Genomic DNA, 19,966 nt, shown 5'->3' with positions numbered 1-19,966 from the left:
CCGTGACAGCTCGAAGTGTCGATCCGGACTTCCTGGCGTTGCCCCGGCAGGCGCTCGCCGATGCCGCCCTGACGGCGGCCCGCGCGGCCGGTGCCAGTTACGCCGACCTGCGCATCCACCGCATCACCACCGAGGCGATCGCGCTACGCGACGGGGAACTGGAATCCTCGGTGGTGCAGCGCGACGTCGGGCTGGCGGTGCGGGTGATCGTGGACGGCACCTGGGGGTTTGCCTCACATGCCGAACTCGACGCGCGCACCGCGGCCGACACCGCGCGCCGGGCGGTCGCGGTGGCGACCACACTGGCACCGCTGAACGCCGAACGCATCGAGCTGGCCGCCGAGCCGGTCTACACCGACCTGCACTGGGTGTCCGACTACGTGATCGACCCGTTTGCGGTGTCGGCGTCGGACAAGATCGCCCGGCTGGCCGACTACTCCCAGCGGCTGCTCGCCGCCGATGGGGTCGACCATGTCTCGGCGCATCTGGAGGCGGTCAAGGAGCAGAGCTTCTACGCCGACACCTTCGGCACCTCGACCACCCAGCAGCGGGTCCGGGTGCAACCGCAACTGGAGGCCGTCACCGTGGACACCGCGGCCGGCACCTTCGAGACCATGCGGACCCTGGCCCCGCCGACGGCGCGCGGCTGGGAGGCGGTGGTCGACGACGCCGTGTGGGACTGGACCACCGAGCTGGCCGAACTGCCCGCGCTGCTGGCCGAGAAGGTCAAGGCGCCCAGCGTGATCGCCGGTCCGACCGACCTGGTGATCGACCCGTCCAACCTGTGGCTCACCATCCACGAATCGATCGGGCACGCCACCGAATACGACAGGGCGATCGGATACGAGGCCGCGTACGCGGGCACGTCGTTCGCCACCCCGGACAAACTGGGCACCATGACCTACGGCTCCCCGGTGATGAACGTGACGGCCGACCGCACGGTCGAATACGGTTTGGCCACCATCGGTTTCGATGACGAGGGGGTGCGCGCGCAGAGCTGGGATCTGGTGCGCGACGGCATCTTCGTCGGCTACCAGCTGGACCGGGTGTTCGCGCCGCGCTTGGGGGTACAGCGTTCCAATGGGTGCTCGTACGCGGATTCGCCACACCATGTACCCATCCAGCGGATGGCCAACGTGTCGCTGCAACCGGGCTCCGAAGACCTGAGCACCGCCGATCTGATCGCCCGGGTGCGCGACGGCATCTACATCGTCGGCGACAAATCGTGGTCGATCGACATGCAGCGCTACAACTTCCAGTTCACCGGTCAGCGGTTCTTCAAGATCACCGACGGCCGGCTGGACGGGCAGCTGCGCGATGTCGCCTACCAGGCCACCACCACCGAGTTCTGGGGTTCGATGGAGGCGGTGGGCGGGCCGTCGACCTGGCGGCTGGGCGGGGCGTTCAACTGCGGCAAGGCGCAGCCGGGTCAGGTGGCCGCGGTCAGCCACGGCTGCCCGTCGGCCCTGTTCCGTGGAGTGAATGTGCTGAACACCCAAGCAGAAGGCGGCCGCGCATGATCAGCCCCCAGCACGTCGTCGATGCCGTGTTGGTCGAAGCGGCGCGGCGCGGCAAGGCCGACGAGACCACCGTCATCGTCACCGACCGATCCGACGCATCGCTGCGGTGGGCCGGCAACTCCATGACCACCAATGGAGAATCCCGTGGACGGACCACCACGGTGATCTCGGTGGTGCGCCGCGGTAACGACGCCCACGTCGGGTCGGTGACCTCCGCGGAGGTCGATCCGTCCGCGATCGACGGTCTGGTGTCGGCCTCCCAGGACGCGGCCCTGGCGGCGCCGGCGGCCAGCGACCCCGCGTCCGCACTGCCCGCCGGTGACGCTCCCGCCGACTGGGACGCTCCCGTTCCGGTCACCGGGGCCGACGTGTTCGCCGATGTGGCAACGAGTTTGGGTCGCGGCTTCCGGGGGCCGGACACGTTGTACGGGTATGCGCGGCACGTGCTGGAGACGACGTTCGTCGCGACGTCGTCCGGTCTGCGGCGCCGCTACACCCAGCCGACCGGTTCGGTGGAGATCAATGCCAAACGCGGCACCGCGAGCGCGTGGGCCGGGGTGGGCACCGCCGACTACATCGACGTGCCCACCGACGCTCTGCTGGAAGAGCTTTCGCTGCGGCTGGGGTGGGCGGCCAAGACGGTAGAACTGCCCGCCGGGCGGTACGAGACGCTGATGCCGCCGTCGACGGTGGCCGACATGCTGATCTACCTGGGTTGGAGCATGGACGGTCGCGGCGCACAGGAGGGCCGCACCGCACTGTCGGCGCCCGGCGGCACCCGGGTGGGGGAGAAGCTGACCGATCTGCCGCTGACGCTGTACTCCGATCCGCGGGCCCCCGGCCAGGAATGCCTGCCCTTCGTCGCGGTGCCGAGTTCCTCGGAGCGGGTGTCCATCTTCGACAACGGGCTGGACATCGGCCGGGTGGACTGGCTGCGCGACGGGGTGATCAACGCGTTGGCCTACCCCCGCTCGGCCGCGGCCGAATTCGGTGTGCCGGTGACGGTTCCGGCGGAGAACCTGCTGATGACCGGCGGCTCGGCGACGCTGGCCGACATGATCGCCGCGACCGAGCGCGGCCTGCTGCTGACCACGTTGTGGTACATCCGCACCGTCGACCCGGCGGTGCTGCTGCTCACCGGCCTGACCCGGGACGGGGTGTACCTGATCGAGGACGGCGAGGTGACCGCCGCCGTCAACAACTTCCGGTTCAACGAAAGCCCGCTGGACCTGTTGCGCCGGGCCACCGAGGCGGGGGTCAGCGAGCCGACCCTGCCACGCGAGTGGGGTGATTGGGCCACCCGGGCCACCATGCCGTCGTTGCGGATCCCGGATTTCCACATGTCCTCGGTCAGCCAAGCGCAATGATGCCCCACACCCGGATCTGCCGGTGGTCTAGGGTGGATCGGTGGTGAGAAAGTCGCGACCGGGCGCGGTCGCCGTCGTGCTCGCCGCAGGCAGCGGCACCCGGATGGGCGCCGACCGCAACAAGGCGTATCTGCCCTTGGCGGGCCGACGGATGCTGTCGTGGTCGTTGAGTTCGATCGCCGAGGTTCCCGAACTGGTGCGCACCATCCTGGTGATCCGGGCCGACGATCGTGCCCGGGCCACCAGCACCCTCGACCGTGAGGTGCCGGATCTGCCGGTCGAGATCATCGACGGCGGGTCGTCGCGGCACCAATCCGAGTACCGCGCTTTGCAATACCTCGCCGCCGATATCGAATCGGGGGCGGTCGACATCGTGCTCATCCACGACGCCGCCCGCCCGCTGGCCGGTCCGGGCATGATGCGTTCGGCGATCACCGTGGCCCGTCAGTTCGGTGGTGCGGTGCCCGGGGTGGAGGTCCGCGACCTGGTCACCATGGACGAGGCCGGGAATCTCGGTGACCTGCGTCCCGAGGACCGCCATGTCCGTGTGCAGACACCCCAGGCGTTCCAGGCGCTGCCGCTGTTGCACGCCTATCGTGCCGCCGACGCCGAACAGTTCGAGGGCACCGACACCTCCTCGAGCGTGGAGAAGTTCTCCGATATCGAAGTGCGTTCCTTCCAGGGTGACCCGAGGAACATGAAGGTGACCTTTTCCCAGGATCTGTTTCTGGCCGAGCGGCTGCTCGCCGGCGCCCATCACCGGCTCAAGTGACGAGTTGAAAGGCCACCGATGGAGGGACGTGAGTTAGCGCAATTACGGTGCAGCGAGTGCGGTTTGGAAACCGAGCACACCTTGCGGTACGCGGGCCGGCTGCTGGTGTCCACCGAATGCGGCAACTGTGGCGCGCAGCGGCACCATCCCGAACACGACCTGCGGCACGCCTATATCCACGATCTGGAACTGCGCGTGTTGTCGAAACCGGGCCGGTGGGTGAATCGGCTGCGCCGGCACCCCGTGCAGACATTGGTGGCGCTGCCCGGGGCCGTGCTGAGCCAGCCGGTGAAGATCCTGCGGGAGATCGTCACCGTATTGCGGGGCTGAATCGCTCAGCGTTGCTGGGCCAGCCGGCAGCCCAAGATCGCGTCGGCGAGCTCGATATCGCGAGGGATATCGAGGATGAACGCGTCGGGATCCCCGTCGATGACGGCGGGTGCCACCCCGGCGCGGCGGGCCAGGGTGAGTTCGTCGAAATCGTCGGCCGCCTCGACGCCGGCCAGCATCGCGGTCAGATGCCGACGATGGAAACCGCGGGGATACTGCGCCGAACGCAGCCGCGAGCGGTCCACCGTTTCGGTCACCGCGCCGGCCGCGTCCACCGTTTTGACGCTGTCGACCATCGCCAGGGCGGGAACGACGACATCGTTGCCGTCGCGCAACCCATCCAGTACCCGGTCGGCCAGGTCGGTGGAGGCCAGCGGCCGCCGAATATCGTGTACCAGCACGTATTCCACGGCGTCGTCGACCTGCGCCAGGGCCGCCGACAGGCAATCCTCCCGGGTCGCCGTGCCGGGCACCGAGGTCACCTTGACCCGCACGTCATGGGCGGCCAGCACGGCCTTGACGTCGGCATGCAGCGCCTCGGCGACGGCGATGACGGCGTCGGCGTCGGGACGTCCGGCCACGATCCGGCTCTGCAGGCACTGCACCAGCGGCACGGTATCGCCGAAGCGGGTGAACAGCAGCTCCCGGTTGGTGGTCAGCGAGGCCGGGATCGGCACGATGAGCGCCCAGTCCGGTCGCTCGCGGCCGTGGCTACGGGTCGCGGTGGTGCTGTGCCACCGGGGCAGCCGCGCATGGGGCAGCGGGACGTTGCCGAATTTCTGATTCGCCACCGCCCACCTCCTCCCGCTCGCTCCGGTCACAGCATGCTAGCGGAACGTGCGGGCGGTGCCCGGTCAGGCGTCGAGGTCGCGAGCCACCAGGTCGGCGATCAGGGCGACGGTGTCGTCGTCATCGGCGGTCACCGTGACCGGGGTGCCGTGGCCGGCGCCCAACGTCATGATCATCAGGGCCGAGCCCGCGTCGACCGGGTCACCCCCGTCCCGGGCCAGGGTCACCGTGCCTCCGGCCTTGGCGGCCGCCTCGGCGATGATGGCGGCGGGGCGGGCGTGCAGCCCGACCGATGAGCCGACGGTGACGGTCTTGTTCGGCATGGGATCCCTTTCAGGTGTGGTGATCAGCTGTGGGTGTGCAGCGGTTTGCCCGCCAACGCGAGATGCGCTTCCCCGACGGCTTCCGACAGGGTGGGGTGGGCGTGGATGTGTTGGGCCACTTCGTCGGGGCGGGCATCCCAGTTGACGATCAGCTGGGCTTCGGAGATCAGTTCGCCGACGCGTTTGCCGACCATGTGCACGCCGAGGACGGGACCGCCCTTGGCGGCCACGACTTTCACGATGCCCGACGACCCGAGGATCCGGGCCTTACCGTTGCCGGCCAGGTCGTAGACGACGTCCTCGACCTGGTAGCCACGCTCGGTGGCCATCTTCGTGGTCATCCCCACCGAGGCCACTTCGGGATGCGAGTAGGTGACTCGCGGAATACCCGGATAGTCGATCGGCGCCGGGTCCAGACCGGCGAGGGTCTCGGCCACCATGATCCCCTCGGCGAACCCCACATGGGCCAGCTGCAAGGTGGGAATAACATCGCCGACGGCGAAGATGGACGGTACCGACGTGCGGCAGTGCTCGTCGACCTTGAGGTAGCCACGGTCGGTTTCGAGACCGACCGTGTCCAGGCCGATACCCTCGGTGACGGGTGCCCGGCCGATCGCCACCAGCACCAGGTCGGCGGACAGGGTGGATCCGTCGTCCAGGGTCACGGTGACACCCTCGGCCGATGGCGTCGCATCGGTGACCTTGGCTCCCAGCCGCAGCGAAATGCCTTGGCGGGTGAACGCTTTCTCCAGCGACGCGCTGGCGGCCTCCTCTTCGGTCGGCACCAGATGCGGGAGGGCTTCGATGATCGTCACGTCCGCGCCGAACGAGTGCCACACCGTGGCGAATTCGCAACCGATGGCTCCGCCGCCGAGCACGATGGCGCTGCGCGGGACGGCGTCGAGGTTCAGTGCCTCGTCGCTGGTGATGATCCGTCGGCCGTCGGCGGTGATACCGGGGATGTGGCGGGGCACCGACCCGGTGGCGATGACGATGTGGGCACCCGAGACGCTGCGTTCGGCGCCGTCGGGCAGTGTGACCGTCACCGTGGTCGGTGAAACCAGCCGACCCGTGCCGGCGATCAGTTCGATGCCGCGGCCGGCCACCAGCCCGGACAGGCCGCGGAACAATGCGTTGACCACGCCGTCCCGGTACCTGCCCACCCCGTCGGGGTCGATGTGGTCCAGGCTGGCCCGTATGCCGAAACGGGCGGATTCCCGCACGGTTTCGGCGACCTCGGCCGACTGCAACAGGGCCTTGGTGGGTATGCAACCGCGGTGCAGGCAGGTGCCGCCGAGCTTGTCCTTCTCGATGACCGCGACGCGCATGCCGAGTTCGGCGGCCCGTAACGCCGCGGCGTAGCCGCCGCTGCCCCCGCCGAGCACGATCAGATCGACGTCGGACGTGTCGTCCCTGCCGGACATGGTGGTTCTCCTTGTGAGCGATATGCCGGACGAAGGGTCAGAGCAGCAGTCGGCGCACGTCACCGAGTAGGTGACCCAGATGGCTGGTGAACCGCGCCGCCAGAGCGCCGTCGATGATGCGGTGGTCGTAGGACAGGCTCAACGGCAGCATCAGCCGCGGAACGAATTGCTCGCCGTCCCATACCGGTTCGGTCCGGCTCTTCGACACCCCGAGGATTGCGGCTTCGGGGCTGTTGACGATCGGCGTGAACGCCGTGCCACCGATTCCGCCCAGGCTGGACACGGTGAACGTGGCGCCGCGGACATCGTCACCGGACAGCTTTCCGTCGCGGGCCCGTGCCGACACGTCCGCCAGATCCCGGCTCAGCTCGGTGATGCCCTTGCGGTCGACGTCCCGGATCACCGGCACCACCAGTCCGTGCGCGGTGTCCACGGCCACACCGAGGTGGTAATAGTGCTTGAGCACCAACGCATCCTGCGTTGCCGCCAGTGAGCTGTTCACCCGCGGGTGAGCCTTGAGTGCGGACACCACCGCCTTGAGCAGGAATGCCAGCAGGGTGACCCGGGTGCCCTCCAACTTGGCCGCCGCGTCGAGTTCGCGCCGGTAGGCGTCGAGTTCGGTGATGTCGGCGGTGTCGTGCTGGGTGACGTGCGGAATGGTCGTCCAGGACCGGGTGAGTGCGGCGGCCGAGACCTTGTTGATCCGGCTGAGGCTCTGCGTTGTCGTCTCGCCGAAGGCATCCTGGTCGCCGTTGTCGGCGGTCGCCGTCGGTACGGCGGGCGCTGGTGTGGGGGTGACCGCGTCGCTGGTGGTCTTGGGTGCGGCCTTCTCGACGTCGCCGACGGTGATCAGCCCGTCGGGCCCGGAGCCGACGATCGTGTTGATGTCCACCCGCAGTTCGCTTGCCCTGCGCCGGGCGAACGGTACGGCCGGCCGCGGCCCCCGTCGCGACGGGGGAGTGGCCGCCGGCACTGCCTGCGCCGCGGCGTGGGCGGTCACGAGGGCTGGCTCCGGCTCGGGCGCCGAGCCGCTGTCGAACAGCCCGTCGAGCAGATCGTCGGCGTCGCTGGTGATGTAGGCCAGTGGCTCACCGACACCCAACACCTGGTCGGGTTGGGCGAGCAAGCGTGACAGCGTGCCTTCGACCGGTGATTCGACCTCCATGTCGACCTTGTCGCTGGCCACCTCACACACCACATCGCCGGCTTTGACGGCCTCGCCGGGTTCCCGACGCCACACCAGGAAGGTGCCCTCCGTCATCGTCATCGACATCTTGGGCATCACCAGGGGAATCTCCCGCATCAGCTGGTCCTCACGAGCTCTCGTGCGGCGGTGATGATGTCGTCGACCTGCGGCACGCTGGCCTTCTCCAGCTCCGGTGCGTAGGGGATCGGCGCGTCCAGGCCGCACAACCGCTTGATCGGGGCCAGCAGGCTGTAGATGGCATCGGAGCCGGCGATCCGGGCCGCGATCTCGCCGACGAACCCGCCGGTCATGGGCGCCTCCTGCACCAGCAGCACGCGGCCGGTGGCCCGCACCGCATCCAGCACCGTGTCTTCGTCGAACGGCACCAGGGTGCGGGGGTCCACCACCGTCACCCCGATTCCTTCGGCAGCCAGCGTCTGGGCGGCGGCCACCGACTTGCCGACCATCACCCCGGTGGCCACGATCGTCAGGTCGTCACCCTCGTGCCGAATGGCCGCCTTGCCCAACGGAACCCGCTCGTTTCCGGCGGGCACCGGTCCGCTGGTGCGATAGAGCAGCTTGTGTTCGAGCACGATCACCGGATTGGGATCGTCGATCGCCGACAGCAGCAAGCCCTTGGCGTCGGCGGCGGTGGCCGGCAGCGCCACCTTCAGACCGGGAACATGGGCGAACCAGGCTTCGAGTGACTGTGAATGTTGGGCCGCCGCGCCGGTTCCGGAGCCGGACGGGGCGCGCAGCACCATGGGCACGCTGGCGGCGCCGCCGAGCATGAAGTGAATCTTGGCGGCCTGGTTGACGATCTGGTCCATCGCCTGGTTGGTGAAGTCGGAGAACTGGATCTCGACCACCGGACGCATGCCGCACATCGCCGCGCCCACCGCCGCGCCGACGATGCCGAGCTCGGAGATCGGGGTGTCGCGGATGCGGTCGGCGCCGAACTTCTCCAGCAGTCCCTTGGTGACGCCGAACGCCCCGCCGTAGATGCCGATGTCCTCGCCCAGCACGAAAACGCGTTCGTCCTCGGTCATGGCGACAGTCAGCGCTTCGCGTACCGCGTCGGAGTAGGACATCTCGGTGACACCCTCGGAGCGGGTGGCGTCGAGTTCGACAGTGGTGGAAGTGCTCACGCTGACTCCTGTACGGGTGCGTACACGCCGGAGAGCAGCTCGTCGGCGCGGGATGGGGCGGCCTCGTTACCGGCTTTGATCGCCGCGCGGATCGCATCACGGGCCGCGGCGCGCACCGCCTCGATATCGGCCTGGGTCAACGCGCCGTGCTCGAGGGCGGCGGCCTCGAACCGGCCGATCGGGTCCTTGGCCCGCCACGCGTCGATCTCCTCGCGGGTGCGGTAGAGGTTCTGGTCGCTCTTGGAATGCCCCTTGTACCGGTAGGTGACCGCCTCGACCAGGGTGGGCCCGTGCCCGGCGCGCGCCCGCGCGACGGCCTCGCTGACGGCGTCGAAGACCTCCTGGACGTCGTTGCCGTCGACCGTGACCCCGGGCATCCCGTAGGCAGCGGCGCGGTCGCTGACCCGCGGCACGGCCATCGACAGTGCGCTCGACATGGACATGCCGTAACCGTTGTTCTCGCAGACGAACACCGCGGGCAGCGCCCACACCGCGGCCAGGTTGAGGCCTTCGTGGAAGGCGCCCTCGTTGGTGGCGCCGTCACCGAAGAAACTCACCGCGACGTTGGTGGTGTTGCGGAGTTTCTGGGCCAGCGCCGCGCCCGCGGCGATGGGGATTCCGCCGCCGACGATGCCGTTGGCGCCCAGGTTGCCGGTGTCGACGTCGGCGATGTGCATCGAGCCGCCCCGGCCCCGGCAGTAACCGGTTTCCTTGGCCAGCAGCTCGGCCATCATCCGGTCGAGCTTGGCGCCCTTGGCGATGCAGTGGCCGTGCCCACGATGGGTCGAGGTGATCAGATCCTCGCGGGTCAGCGCCAGGCAGGCGCCGGTGGCGACGGCTTCCTGGCCGATCGACAGGTGCATGGTGCCGTGCATCAGGCCGCGGGCGAACAGGTCGTCGACCGCCTCCTCGAACCGACGGATCTCCCACATGGTGGTCAGCACCCGCCGCGACAGTGCGGTATCGGCGACCAGTCGCGGTGGCGCAGTAGTTGATTCGGTTGTCATGGTGTCGCCTTTCACGTCGAGGGTCGAGGTGTCAGGCGACATGCGCGCCACCGGCGATCGCGATCGGCAGCGGAACACCGGCCAGGAGCTTGTCCTGCAGCTGGCGCAGCGCGGCGATGGTGGTGCCGGGGCGCAGCTCGACGTCGTCGGCGGTGATCACCGCATCGGCGGGGACGTCGCGCAGCATCGTGGCGCCTTCGAGCAGGCCGAGCGGCACCAACCCCTGATCCTTTGTCGCCTGGGCCGATTCGATGACGCCGTACACGGTGGTGCCGCCGATCCCGTCGATCGTGTCACCGGCCTTCAGGTCGCGTTTGGCGCCGGCGACCACTTCGGCGTTCCAATGGGACGGCGCGAGGCTGGCCTTGCGGTCCAGGACGGCCTCGGCGATGGTGAGGGGCGCCTCGATGCTGGCCAGGTGGTAGGGGCGGTACAGCGTGAAATACGGCCCCGGTCCCATCTTGAGGTAGGTCATCTCGTCGGCGACGATGTCGTCCTGGGTCCGCACTATCGCGAACACGCCTGGGGCGACGTCGCCGGTGCAGTAGTCCACGACACCGGCCCGGTCCAGGACGCCACCGTCGTCGGTGGTGCGGAAGGTGGTGGACAGTTCCTCGATGCTCGACGGCGGTCCGTACATCCCGCGGGTGCTGACCTCCAGGCCGGTGGCGTTGGCCAGCGCGGCCATCTCGATCATCGCCTTGGACCCGTCGACGAAGCTGCACAGCATCTTCGGGTTCATGTGCTTGCTGTTGGCCTCCGCGGTCAATTCCTGCGGCGTGGCATGCGGATTCAACGGATTGTTCTTACCCTTGCCGGCGCAGACCACCTCGAAGGCCAGATCGCGGGCGAAGTCGACCAGGCGCTTCGCTTCGGCAGGTTCGTCGCCGCGGCACACGCTGTAGATGCGTCCGGTCTGCTTGGCGATCGAGGACAGCAGGTAGCCGATGGTGACGTCGCATTCGACATTGAGCAGGGCGATGTCCTTGCCGGCGAGCAGGCCGCTGAACGCCACTTGCGCTCCGACCTCGGGGACACCGGACGCGTCGACCACGACGTCGACCGGCAGTGCGGTCAGCAGCGCGGCGTCCTCGACGGCGACGGTGCCGCCGGCTTCGATGGCCTGTGCGAGTTCTGCTATCTCGCTACCGGTTTGGGGGTCGGCGCCGGCTTTGCGCAGCGCGTCGGCGGCCCGGCCGGGCACGACGTCCGCAACGGCGGCGATCTGCATACCGGCGATACGGCCCACCTGGGCGATGAAACCCAGACCCATCTGCCCGGCGCCGACCAGGCCGACGCGGATGGGCCGGCCCAGTTCGTTCTGGCGGGCGATGAGACGTTCGGTGTAACTCACGGGAACTCCTTAATGGGGTGGTCTAGGCGGTGGGTGTTCGGGTCACCACACGGAATGTGCTGCCGGGCACCAATCTCGGCGGGGTGAGGTTCGGTAGGCAGACGTCGCCGCCCAACGGTGGCGACGTCTCACCGTTGAACTTCAGGTCGATGTGACCGAGGTTGACCAGATTCTGGTTGGCGACATGGCCGACGGCCAGGATCGGGAACTCCTGGTCGTCGAGGACGATGACGTCGCCGACGACGAGCCCGCCGTCGGCGACCTCGGGCCGGTGCAGGACGCTCATATCGTGCAGTTCGACCGGGGCGTTCTCGCCGAAGAAGACCAGCATGCCCTGCTCGGCGAAATCCCGTACCAGGGAACCGACCTGGGTCACGGTGGTGGAGTAGCGCACGACCTGCGCCTGCACGTCGGTCACTGGTCGATCGCCTCGATCTCGCCGGTGCCCACGTGCGAGACGAAGTTGGTCTCCTTGATGAAGTTGGCCAGCGGCCCAGACGGGGTGGCGGCGTTGATGTCGATGGTCAGGACGTTCTTCATCGGGTAGACCCCGATGCGGGCGGTCCCGCCGCAGTCGATCACGGCGACGGCCACCTTGTCGAAGGGCGCCGAGCTGCGGAATCCGTCGAAGGCTTCCCCGCCGGTGAGGTCGGCGATGCGTTGCGCCACCGGATGGATGCCGCCGCCGGTCACCGAGTAGATCAGTGGACGATCGTCGGTGGGTTTGATGACCAGCGGGCCTCCCCACCCGTTGCGGCCTTTGCTGACCTTTACTGCTTTGTAATCGGCCATGGGTCGTTTCCTTTCTGGCGGTGGGGGTTACGCGTACAGGCCGAAGCTGGCGAAGTACGCGATGACGACTGCGGCGGGGCCGGTGATCATGCGGGAGAACAGCACGGCCGGCACCCCGATCTCGACGGTTTCGGGTTCGGCCTCGCCGAGGGAGAGGCCGACCGGGATGAAGTCGCAGCCCACCTGGCCGTCGATGGCGAAGAGCGCGGGCAGCGCGTACTGCGGCGGGATGTTGCCCAGGCCGATCTGGACGCCCAGCAGGGTGCCGATCACCTGCGCGATGACCGCGCCGGGGCCGAGCACCGGTGACAGGAAGGGCAGGCAGACGATGACGGAGATCAGCAGCAGGCCAGGAAGGCCCGACGCCAGCGGCGCCAAATGCTCGGCGATGAAGTCACCGATCCCGGTGGCTTGGATGAAGCCGATCAGGAACGCGATGAAGGCGATGAACGGCAACACGTTCTTGATGACGGTGTCGATCGTCTCGCGGCCGGACTGGTAGAAGACGTTGACGACGTTGCCGACCGCGCGGCCCAGCCCGGTCAGGCCCCCGGCGATCTTGTCGAAGGCTCCCCGGGTCTTGGCAGAGGCCGAAACTTTGCCCTGATCTGTGGCGTCAGCGGTGATTTCGCTCATGGTCGTTGGTCCTTATGCCGGGGAAGGGGCGGCGGTGGTCGGGGAGCCTTGTTGGCGTTCCTTACGTCGGGTCAGGATGCCGACCATGAGGTCGGTCACGATGCCGCGCAGGAAGATGACGATCAGGCCGACGTAGAAGTAGCGGACCGCGAGATCGGCCACCGGCAGGTTCAATTTGGTGATGCCCGCGGCGATGCCGGCATACACGAAATACTCGCCGGCGTTGGCGTGCGGGAAGATCGCGGTGATCGGATGGCAGAAGCTCACCGCGGCGTCGTAGAACGCGGCTTTGCGGCGCTCCGGCAGGAACCGGCCCATCGTGTAGGCCATCGGGTTGGTCAGGAAGAACATCGACAGCACGGGCAGCACCAGATAGCGCAACGGAAGGTACTGGATTCCTGGCCGTCCGGCGATGACACCCACTTTCTCGATCCGTTCGGTGCCGATCAGCCGGATGAGGGCGTTGACGGCGGTGAGCAGGACGATCAGCAGCGGGATGATGCCGGTGACCAGGCCGACGAAGGTCTCGGCTCCGGCCTTGAAGATGCCGATGAATGCTTCGGCCCAACCCGCCAGCACTCCGTTGAAACCACTGGGCGGCGCCGGTGCCTCCTCTGCGAGCAGAGTCAGCCCTAGGGCAATGGACATGTCGTTCCTGTCTGAGAGTGATGGGTAGGGGGATTCGAAGGGTGGTAAGCCTCAGGCCGCCGCGACTTTCCGCTTTCGGGCGTTGTGCTCGACGTACAGCGTGGCCGCGTGCGTCACGGCCTGGGCGGTGCGGTGATCGAGCCCGCCGACGGGTCCCTCGGTCAGCTGGCCGACCGGCAGCCCGGTCAACGCGGGGCATGCCTTGGCGCGAGAGAACACGGTGTAGCCGTTGAGGATTCGCGAGTCGGTTACCACACCGTCGCGCAGCGCGAGGGCGGCGTAGGCGCGCAGCCCGCGCCGCTTGCCGCGGCCGATGAACACCACTCCGTGGCTGCGGAGGGCGGCGATGTCGGCGAGGAATCGCTTGGATTGCCACCAGCTCATCAGCATCTGGGTGGCCCAGAGGCCGGCGAAGACCAAGGTGAAAGTCATCATTGAGGTCACATTCCTTCCGTACCGAGTCGAGGGGTGGCGGCGTCGAGGGCCAGCGCCGCGCGGGCGGCGGCCTCGTCGCAGATCAAGACGTCGAGGTGGCCGCCGCGCAACGCACCGACCAGGCCGGGGGCCTTCACCCGGCCCGACGTCACGCCCACCACCATCGGCACGCGGCGCAGGTCGTCGAGGTCGACGGCGATGACGTGGTCGTGGACCGCGCGCGAGGCGACCGGCGCACCGTTGATGTCGTAGTAACGCGCGCAGATGTCGCCGGCGGGGGACATGGCGTCCAGTTCGGCGCGGTCGGCCGGGCTGAGCGCCATCGCGTCGATGATCGCCGCCGACGAGCTGTCGCCGTAGGTGCCGACGCCGACGAAGGCGATATCGGCGGACTTTGCGGCGTCCAGGGCGCTGGACACGGAACGTTCGCTGAGGAATGCCTCGACCGCGGTGAGGTTGGCGACCAGTGCCGGAGCGTGCAGGTAGCGATACCGGGCACCGAGCCGAGTTGCCAATTCCCGTACCAGTTCCTGGCCGGTGACTCCCGCGTCGACCGCGGACAGGCCGCCGACGAGTTGGACCACCTCCACGTCGTACTGCCGACTGGCGGTGACCGCCCACACCATGGCTTGCAGTGCGGTGCCCCACGACAGTGCCAGGCGCTGGCCGTCTTGGATGTTGTCCAGGAGCCATTGCGAGGACAGCTTCGAAACCGTTTGGGCGGGTGTGGAACCGGGGGTGTGGGCCGCCACCTGGCAGTCGTGCAGACCGAAGCGCTGTTTGAGTTCGGCCTCCAGGGTGTCGCGGCGCTCGGTGCCGTCGATGATGCGGATCTCGACGATGCCCTGTTCCCGAGCGGCGGCCAGCATCCGTGACACGTTGGACCGGCTGGTCCCCAGCACCGAGGCGATTTCCTGCTGTGAGGCGCCGTCGAGGAAGTACATCCGAGCCGCTTTCACGAGGTCCTCGCGGACCCGCTCTGCAACCATCGTCACATCCGTTCCGTCACTGTCACATCTGACAGAGACGGTTGTATCATGTGATCCACACCATAAACAAGGGCGAATGTGAACTGGATCTTTGCGTGAGTGGCATCAATCAGGGCACAGGCGTGCACAAACGTTCACGTTTGACAGTGCGCGTGGCACCGCGGGAGAGGTCGGCCGGGTTTGCCCAGTTCGGTGCTGTGGGTGCAGCGAAATCGCGCTGCACGTGGCTCAAGCTCTGCCGTTGATCACCCAACGGCAAACCGCATCAGCGGTCGCGGTTAGCCCAACCGCCGTCGCTGGTGCTGACCCGCAGCCATTCGTGCTCCCAGGCGGCGAGGCGGCGACGGTCGAGGAGATGTCGCACCAGTAGGTAGAGCGCGGCGCAGACGGCGATGATCGACACCCAGATCGCGATGCCATAGGCGACGGCCTGGCTCGCCGCATCGCTGTGCGACAACGGTGCAGCCGTGGGATCGCCGTTCTGGTCGAGCCAGATGCGCAGGTGATCACCGGGCCGTGCGATCGCCCGGGTACGCACATCGGCCGTTCGGTCCGCAAAGGCGGCCTTCCACTGCACGCGCACGGTGCGTGAGGCACTCGGCATGCGGGACGGCGAGGCGGTCGTCGTCGGCGGCAGCACCACGGCATCGACGGGCTGCAGGGTGCGAAGCTGCGCCTCGGTGCGGCTGAGCATCGCGGCTTGATGGGCGCGGGCGGGGACGACGCACATGGGGATCGCGAAGATGGCCACGACGATGGCGAGCGCCAGCGCGCGCGCCTGGACGCGGTCGCTGCGGCGCAATAGCGGGTGGCTGCCGGCGAGGCATCGCAGCCATGCCGACAAGCGGCTGTGTCGTGTGGTCACTGCTCAGGACCATTCCCATGTAACGGCCATGTAAACCAGTCTGGCACCGCGGCACTGGGACAGTGGCATCAGAATCGGCCGCTGCGGGCAATCTCACATCCCGGTTCCGGTGACGTCACGGCCGCAGAATGGTCAGTGAGTTGTCGATCTTCTTGAAACCGTCGAAGGTCTTGGCGTCCACGCCGAACACCGCGCCCAGAACGCGGGCGGGCAGCTTGGTCAACGCGGCACCGATGCCGATGTCGTCCTTGCCTTCGGCGGTACTGGCGTTGAACACGATCACCACCTGCAGATCCTCCGAACCTCGGTTTTCGAAGTAGTGCAACGACCCTTGCGGCGCGAACACCAGATCCCCGGTGCGCGCCTCGAAGTCCTGGGTGTTGCCCTGTGGATCGAGCACCGTCCACGTCGCGGTGCCGGCGGTGACGACGTTGATCTCCCAGGCGCTGGGATGCCAATGCGGTTCCCGGATGGCGCCCGGCTGCAAGGTGACCAGCGCGGCGCTGGCCTGCTGACCGGCCAGGATCGGGAAGTTGTCCTCGCTGGCTTGGCGCAGGTTGCCACCGTCGAAGGTCAGCGGCGCCATGGCGCCGAGATGAAAGAGATGCGACTGGTTGGTGATCGTTTCGGCGGGGATGCGCGGATCGCCGAAACGGTTGTCGCTCATGGTCATCGAAGGGTCCTCCGTGGTCGTCTCGGGAGACAGCGCTCGGTTCAGCCCGAGCCCGCCCGCGGCTGCGGCGCCGACAGCCCCCGCGCCACCGAGGAAGAGTCGCCGGTTGAATGTCATGACACGATGAAACAACCCGACGGAGCCCGCCGCGTCCCGGCTAGTGGCCAAATCGGCTACCGGCTAGCGGGAACCGATGGAGGTCACGGACAACTGGGGTAGATCGACATGACCGTCGACACGAACACGTCCGCGACGGTCGCGTCGCCCTGGATCACCTGGGCGTAGTCGCGCTTCGCCTGCTCGACCGATTGCCCGTTCTGCAGCCGTGCGCACAGCAGGTGCGCGTCGCGCGCCGTCATACGCGGATTCTCGATCGAGAGGCCCTTGGATCGCAGCGTGGTGATCAGTCGCTGGTCGTATTCGGCCAGCTGGGCGGGGGAGAGCTCGCCGGACGGTGTCGCTGCTGTCGTGGTGGGCGCTGCCGGCGCGACGGTGGGACGATCCTGGATCCGACGCACGCCGAGCACCACCGCCGCGGCAATCACCGCCAGGCCCACGGCGACGATCACTGCGATGACTCGTTTGCGGGACGGCTTGTCACCGCGGGGCGCGCTCATGAGCCGCAGTGTATGCGGGAAATCAATTGGTGTCGTTGACCCTTCGCTTCCGGGCTATCGCTGGCGAGCCGTCCCGGCGTCGCGCCGGTGACCATCTAGGATGACCGCATGGCGCTGAAGATCGATCCGCAGGTTCTCGACGGCCTCAGCCGATTCGCCAGCGCAGACGCGGTGACGCCCCCGGTGGGCGATGTCGCCACCCGCCGCGCCAACAGCGCCGAACTGTTCGAGCGGCTCGCCGCAACCCGAACGCCGACGCCGGGGATCGAACGCACCGACTACACCGCCACCGCCTATGACGGTGCCGAGATCGGCTTGGCGTGGTTCGCCGGCGCGTCGCCCTCCGGTGCCGCCGTGGTGTACCTGCACGGGGGCGGCATGATCCTGCCGATGCAGCGCCTGTACGACGGCGCGATGCGGGCGTACGCGGCGGCCAGCGGTGCGTCGATGCTGCTCGTCGATTACCGGGTAGCTCCGGAACATCCGCACCCCACACCGGTCGAGGACTGCTACACCGGCTTGGTGTGGCTGGCCGAGCACAGCGAGGAACTGGGCATCGACCCGACGCGTATCGCGGTGATGGGGGACAGTGCCGGCGGTGGTCTGGCCGCCGGGGTCGCCCTGCTGGCTCGCGATCGGGGCGGACCCGCACTGGCCCAGCAGATCCTGATCTACCCGATGCTCGACGACCGGACAGTAGAGCCGGATCCGCAACTGCCGCCGGAGTATCTGGTGTGGAACTACGAAGACAACCGCACTGGGTGGGGTGCCCTGCTCGGTGATGCGGCGGGTGGTCCTGACGTGTCGCCGTACGCGGCGCCGGCGCGGGCGACCGATTTGGCCGGGTTGCCGGACACCTACATCGATGTCGGCGATCTCGACATCTTCCGCAATGAGAACATCGACTACGCGCGCCGCCTGATCGACGCCGGTGTCCCCACCGAGCTGCGGGTGCTGCCGGGCTGCCCGCACGCATTCGAGGCGTTCGCCGAACAGGCGGCGGTATCGCAGCGGGTGATCGCCGACCGGCTGCACAGGTTGAGCAGTCTCTGACGTCATAGTGGTGGTGCCGCGGCGGGGGAGCGTGGCATAGTTGACGAACCGGGTTGATGCCGTCGCATCCCCGGCCTTCGGGTGGTTCATGTTCACCCATTCCCTGGACGTCAAAACACCAACTGGCAGAAGGAAATTCGGCATGTCCGCATACGGATTTACCAGTGGCGCCGAGCGCGCCGTGATCGAGTGCATGCTCGACCGCAACCGGCAAGCCCTCATCGAAACCGTGCGCGGGTTGTCCGACGGCGAGGCCCGCAGACGCCTGGTGCCGTCGTTGACGACACCGATTTCGTTGATCAAGCATGCCGCCGCGGCGGAACGGATCTGGTTTCAGCGGTTCTGGGCGGGGCTCGATGCGTCCGACTGCGACGGCTACTCCGAACGCGACGAAGGCACCTTCGCCGTGGCCGACGGCGAATCGCTGTCCGATGTCATCGCCGAATTCGAACGTGCCAGCCGGCGATCGCGGGAGATCGCCTCGCGTTTCGGGCTCGATGACACCAAGGACAACCCGCGCGAGGGCACGGTGAGTATGCGATGGACGTTGCTGGCGATGATCGAGGAGTTCGCGCGGCACGCCGGTCACGGTGACATCCTGCGCGAACAACTGGATGCCGCAAGCACTTCGGGTTCAGTGTGATGCTGACCGAATCAATCGGTGCATGATGCGCAGCGCGCATTGCAGCTCGCACTTGACGACCGATTCCGGCATCCCGAGGTCGGCGGCGATCTCGTGGGTGGTGCGGCCGCCGAAATAGGCTCGGCGGATCAGGTCACGGTGCAGGGGTGGCAGTGACCTCAAGGCGGCGACGACCGTGGCCCGGTCCGGCCGCGACGCGGCATTGTCGGCGGGCACGCCAACGACGTGAATGGTGATCACCGACTAGCTCGGGCGGCCACGGCCGGTCGCTGGTTCGCTGCCGTCACCGTTGGCGGCGCCCTGCATTTCGAGCATGTACGTCAGGATGAAGTCGTGTGACGAGGCGAGGTGGTCGCGCGTCAGCTGCCCTGCCGCCACGGCGTCACCCCGTTCCACGGCGTGCAGGATGCTCAGGTGCTCGGCATCGAGGTGCTCGGTCTGACCGATGACCTCCAGGTGGACGTACATGTACCGGTCGGTGAGGCGCCGCAGTTGTTCGACGAGTTCGATCATGCGGGGACGGTTGGCCCGTCGATAGACGGCCGCGTGGAAGGCGGCATTGGCCGCCAACCACCGGCGGGCGTCGGTCTGTGTGCGCATGATGTCGAGCTCGCGTTGCATCGAAAGAACGTCTGCCCGGCCGACATTCGGCACTGCGAGCTGGGTGGCCAGAGGTTCGATCGCCTGGCGCAACTCGTAGAGCTCCTGCAGCTCCGCGATCGACATTCCGGTCACGACGGCGGTGGCGTTGGTGCTGGGCCGGACGAGTCCCTCCCCGGCCAGGATGGCGAGGGCGTCGCGTACCGGGATCCGGCTGACGCCGAATCGTTCGGCCGTGCCCTGCTGGGACAGTCGCGCGCCCGGCGCAACGTCCCCCTGCAGAATTTCGGCCCGCAGCACTGACGCCACGCGGCCTGCGGCGTTCTCATTTCCCATAGCTGCTCCCTGGATACGATCTATAAAAATTGTATACAGCGAGCGCGTGGGCAAGCATCGGAGTGCTTGCTGTCCAAGGCGCTCAGACGCAGTGAGCAGGCATATTGGGAATGTGCTGTATTCGCCACGATGGAGCGGATCGCGCCTCGGACGGCGCGACGGCCGGAACCGGAGGCAGTCGCGGTGCCGACCGATCCCATGCGCGCGCAACCCGCCCATCGCTGTCGGCCTCGGCGCGTGCGAAGATGCCTGTCGCGCCGATGCGCGACAGGGGCGGTAGCTCAGTTGGTTAGAGCCGGGGACTCATAATCCCTTGGTCGCGGGTTCGAGCCCCGCCCGCCCCACCGTGACGGTACATGAAGTCGGGTGATGGACGACAGGATTCATCGGTGGGTCGGCTGATGCTTTACACCTGTGTCGGTTGATCCTTGACACTCCCTGAATGAGAGCGATCGTGCG

General features: G+C 67.8%; 24 protein-coding genes and 1 tRNA gene. 7 read left to right on the top strand and 18 right to left on the bottom strand.

Annotation, left to right across the window (positions count from 1 at the left end; all coding sequences use genetic code 11):
• Positions 1-2 precede the first annotated feature (2 nt).
• The 4 genes from BN977_RS02195 (at position 3) to BN977_RS02180 (ending at position 3,989) form a co-directional block, all read left to right on the top strand.
• Positions 3-1,520 carry a TldD/PmbA family protein gene (locus tag BN977_RS02195; RefSeq protein ID WP_036396099.1) on the top strand — a complete coding sequence of 506 codons (1,518 nt, stop codon included), beginning with the start codon at positions 3-5 and terminating at the stop codon, positions 1,518-1,520.
• The gene (locus tag BN977_RS02190; protein ID WP_036396096.1) at positions 1,517-2,887 is read left to right on the top strand and encodes a TldD/PmbA family protein; all 1,371 of its coding nucleotides are present in this window, start codon (positions 1,517-1,519) and stop codon (positions 2,885-2,887) included. Before BN977_RS02195 ends, BN977_RS02190 begins: the two co-directional genes overlap by 4 nt.
• Before the next feature lie 43 nt (positions 2,888-2,930).
• The gene (locus BN977_RS02185; protein ID WP_036396093.1) at positions 2,931-3,659 is read left to right on the top strand and encodes an IspD/TarI family cytidylyltransferase; all 729 of its coding nucleotides are present in this window, start codon (positions 2,931-2,933) and stop codon (positions 3,657-3,659) included.
• Between the two features lie 63 nt (positions 3,660-3,722).
• Positions 3,723-3,989, top strand: a complete 267-nt coding sequence (locus BN977_RS02180; protein WP_051560969.1) for a hypothetical protein — start codon at positions 3,723-3,725, stop codon at positions 3,987-3,989.
• Positions 3,990-3,994: 5 nt separating this feature from the next.
• Here the strand turns inward: BN977_RS02180 and BN977_RS31290 are convergent, their stop codons facing one another.
• The 16 genes from BN977_RS31290 to BN977_RS02100 form a co-directional block, all read right to left on the bottom strand.
• Positions 3,995-4,780, bottom strand: coding sequence for an IspD/TarI family cytidylyltransferase (locus BN977_RS31290; protein WP_051560968.1), 786 nt, complete (start codon positions 4,778-4,780; stop codon positions 3,995-3,997).
• A 63-nt stretch (positions 4,781-4,843) separates the two neighbouring features.
• Positions 4,844-5,101 (bottom strand): HPr family phosphocarrier protein, encoded by a 258-nt coding sequence (locus tag BN977_RS02170; protein WP_036396088.1) that lies wholly within the window; start codon positions 5,099-5,101, stop codon positions 4,844-4,846.
• Positions 5,102-5,124: 23 nt separating this feature from the next.
• Complete coding sequence (gene lpdA, locus BN977_RS02165) at positions 5,125-6,525, bottom strand: dihydrolipoyl dehydrogenase (RefSeq protein ID WP_036396085.1); 1,401 nt, start codon at positions 6,523-6,525, stop codon at positions 5,125-5,127.
• A gap of 37 nt (positions 6,526-6,562) precedes the next feature.
• Entirely contained in the window at positions 6,563-7,828 is a 1,266-nt protein-coding gene (locus BN977_RS02160; protein WP_051560967.1) for a 2-oxo acid dehydrogenase subunit E2, read from the bottom strand.
• The gene (locus BN977_RS02155) at positions 7,828-8,859 is read right to left on the bottom strand and encodes an alpha-ketoacid dehydrogenase subunit beta (RefSeq protein WP_036396083.1); all 1,032 of its coding nucleotides are present in this window, start codon (positions 8,857-8,859) and stop codon (positions 7,828-7,830) included. The genes BN977_RS02160 and BN977_RS02155 overlap by 1 nt, the downstream gene beginning before the upstream one ends.
• Entirely contained in the window at positions 8,856-9,866 is a 1,011-nt protein-coding gene (locus BN977_RS02150; RefSeq protein ID WP_036398266.1) for a thiamine pyrophosphate-dependent dehydrogenase E1 component subunit alpha, read from the bottom strand. The genes BN977_RS02155 and BN977_RS02150 overlap by 4 nt, the downstream gene beginning before the upstream one ends.
• A gap of 31 nt (positions 9,867-9,897) precedes the next feature.
• Positions 9,898-11,220, bottom strand: a complete 1,323-nt coding sequence (locus tag BN977_RS02145; protein WP_036396082.1) for an NAD(P)H-dependent oxidoreductase — start codon at positions 11,218-11,220, stop codon at positions 9,898-9,900.
• Positions 11,221-11,242: 22 nt separating this feature from the next.
• Positions 11,243-11,638, bottom strand: coding sequence for a PTS glucitol/sorbitol transporter subunit IIA (locus BN977_RS02140; RefSeq protein ID WP_051560966.1), 396 nt, complete (start codon positions 11,636-11,638; stop codon positions 11,243-11,245).
• The gene (locus tag BN977_RS02135; RefSeq protein WP_024455622.1) at positions 11,635-12,012 is read right to left on the bottom strand and encodes a PTS glucitol/sorbitol transporter subunit IIB; all 378 of its coding nucleotides are present in this window, start codon (positions 12,010-12,012) and stop codon (positions 11,635-11,637) included. Before BN977_RS02135 ends, BN977_RS02140 begins: the two co-directional genes overlap by 4 nt.
• Before the next feature lie 27 nt (positions 12,013-12,039).
• A complete protein-coding gene (locus tag BN977_RS02130) occupies positions 12,040-12,648 on the bottom strand; it encodes a PTS glucitol/sorbitol transporter subunit IIB (RefSeq protein ID WP_084172378.1) in 609 nt (202 codons plus the stop codon).
• Between the two features lie 12 nt (positions 12,649-12,660).
• The gene (srlA, locus tag BN977_RS02125; protein WP_084172377.1) at positions 12,661-13,296 is read right to left on the bottom strand and encodes a PTS glucitol/sorbitol transporter subunit IIC; all 636 of its coding nucleotides are present in this window, start codon (positions 13,294-13,296) and stop codon (positions 12,661-12,663) included.
• Positions 13,297-13,347: 51 nt separating this feature from the next.
• Positions 13,348-13,731 carry a transcriptional regulator GutM gene (locus tag BN977_RS02120; protein ID WP_036396080.1) on the bottom strand — a complete coding sequence of 128 codons (384 nt, stop codon included), beginning with the start codon at positions 13,729-13,731 and terminating at the stop codon, positions 13,348-13,350.
• A gap of 5 nt (positions 13,732-13,736) precedes the next feature.
• Complete coding sequence (locus BN977_RS02115) at positions 13,737-14,720, bottom strand: sugar-binding transcriptional regulator (RefSeq protein WP_024455626.1); 984 nt, start codon at positions 14,718-14,720, stop codon at positions 13,737-13,739.
• Positions 14,721-14,985: 265 nt separating this feature from the next.
• Positions 14,986-15,585, bottom strand: coding sequence for an Rv1733c family protein (locus BN977_RS31285; RefSeq protein ID WP_131590008.1), 600 nt, complete (start codon positions 15,583-15,585; stop codon positions 14,986-14,988).
• 115 nt (positions 15,586-15,700) lie between these two features.
• Positions 15,701-16,375: a cupin domain-containing protein gene (locus BN977_RS02105; protein WP_036396079.1), complete on the bottom strand. Its 675-nt coding sequence runs from the start codon at positions 16,373-16,375 to the stop codon at positions 15,701-15,703.
• A gap of 83 nt (positions 16,376-16,458) precedes the next feature.
• Complete coding sequence (locus BN977_RS02100) at positions 16,459-16,875, bottom strand: DUF732 domain-containing protein (RefSeq protein WP_036396077.1); 417 nt, start codon at positions 16,873-16,875, stop codon at positions 16,459-16,461.
• Positions 16,876-16,983: 108 nt separating this feature from the next.
• Between BN977_RS02100 and BN977_RS02095 the strand changes: the two genes are divergently transcribed.
• Both BN977_RS02095 and BN977_RS02090 read left to right on the top strand, forming a co-directional pair.
• Complete coding sequence (locus tag BN977_RS02095) at positions 16,984-17,928, top strand: alpha/beta hydrolase (protein WP_036396075.1); 945 nt, start codon at positions 16,984-16,986, stop codon at positions 17,926-17,928.
• 142 nt (positions 17,929-18,070) lie between these two features.
• Complete coding sequence (locus tag BN977_RS02090; protein ID WP_036396072.1) at positions 18,071-18,571, top strand: DinB family protein; 501 nt, start codon at positions 18,071-18,073, stop codon at positions 18,569-18,571.
• Here the strand turns inward: BN977_RS02090 and BN977_RS02085 are convergent.
• Entirely contained in the window at positions 18,563-18,787 is a 225-nt protein-coding gene (locus BN977_RS02085) for a sigma factor-like helix-turn-helix DNA-binding protein (protein WP_165576279.1), read from the bottom strand. The genes BN977_RS02090 and BN977_RS02085 overlap by 9 nt on opposite strands.
• A gap of 27 nt (positions 18,788-18,814) precedes the next feature.
• Complete coding sequence (locus tag BN977_RS02080) at positions 18,815-19,507, bottom strand: GntR family transcriptional regulator (RefSeq protein ID WP_084172376.1); 693 nt, start codon at positions 19,505-19,507, stop codon at positions 18,815-18,817.
• Between the two features lie 270 nt (positions 19,508-19,777).
• Here BN977_RS02080 and BN977_RS02075 point away from each other — a divergent pair.
• Positions 19,778-19,851 (top strand) — tRNA-Ile (locus tag BN977_RS02075).
• Positions 19,852-19,966 lie beyond the last annotated feature (115 nt).

The sequence above is a fragment of the Mycolicibacterium cosmeticum genome (genome assembly GCF_000613185.1).
Classification (GTDB): domain Bacteria; phylum Actinomycetota; class Actinomycetes; order Mycobacteriales; family Mycobacteriaceae; genus Mycobacterium; species Mycobacterium cosmeticum.
This window is presented reverse-complemented; position numbering and strand designations above follow the sequence as displayed.

Coding starts and splice junctions, on each gene's coding strand:
- BN977_RS02190 (WP_036396096.1), top strand. CDS start 1,517: ATGATCAGCCCCCAGCACGTCGTCGATGCCGTGTTGGTCGAAGCGGCG.
- BN977_RS02170 (WP_036396088.1), bottom strand. CDS start 5,101: ATGCCGAACAAGACCGTCACCGTCGGCTCATCGGTCGGGCTGCACGCC.
- lpdA (WP_036396085.1), bottom strand. CDS start 6,525: ATGTCCGGCAGGGACGACACGTCCGACGTCGATCTGATCGTGCTCGGC.
- BN977_RS02160 (WP_051560967.1), bottom strand. CDS start 7,828: ATGCGGGAGATTCCCCTGGTGATGCCCAAGATGTCGATGACGATGACG.
- BN977_RS02150 (WP_036398266.1), bottom strand. CDS start 9,866: ATGACAACCGAATCAACTACTGCGCCACCGCGACTGGTCGCCGATACC.
- BN977_RS02135 (WP_024455622.1), bottom strand. CDS start 12,012: ATGGCCGATTACAAAGCAGTAAAGGTCAGCAAAGGCCGCAACGGGTGG.
- BN977_RS02130 (WP_084172378.1), bottom strand. CDS start 12,648: ATGAGCGAAATCACCGCTGACGCCACAGATCAGGGCAAAGTTTCGGCC.
- srlA (WP_084172377.1), bottom strand. CDS start 13,296: ATGTCCATTGCCCTAGGGCTGACTCTGCTCGCAGAGGAGGCACCGGCG.
- BN977_RS02120 (WP_036396080.1), bottom strand. CDS start 13,731: ATGATGACTTTCACCTTGGTCTTCGCCGGCCTCTGGGCCACCCAGATG.
- BN977_RS02115 (WP_024455626.1), bottom strand. CDS start 14,720: ATGGTTGCAGAGCGGGTCCGCGAGGACCTCGTGAAAGCGGCTCGGATG.
- BN977_RS02105 (WP_036396079.1), bottom strand. CDS start 16,375: ATGACATTCAACCGGCGACTCTTCCTCGGTGGCGCGGGGGCTGTCGGC.
- BN977_RS02100 (WP_036396077.1), bottom strand. CDS start 16,875: ATGAGCGCGCCCCGCGGTGACAAGCCGTCCCGCAAACGAGTCATCGCA.
- BN977_RS02095 (WP_036396075.1), top strand. CDS start 16,984: ATGGCGCTGAAGATCGATCCGCAGGTTCTCGACGGCCTCAGCCGATTC.
- BN977_RS02090 (WP_036396072.1), top strand. CDS start 18,071: ATGTCCGCATACGGATTTACCAGTGGCGCCGAGCGCGCCGTGATCGAG.
- BN977_RS02080 (WP_084172376.1), bottom strand. CDS start 19,507: ATGGGAAATGAGAACGCCGCAGGCCGCGTGGCGTCAGTGCTGCGGGCC.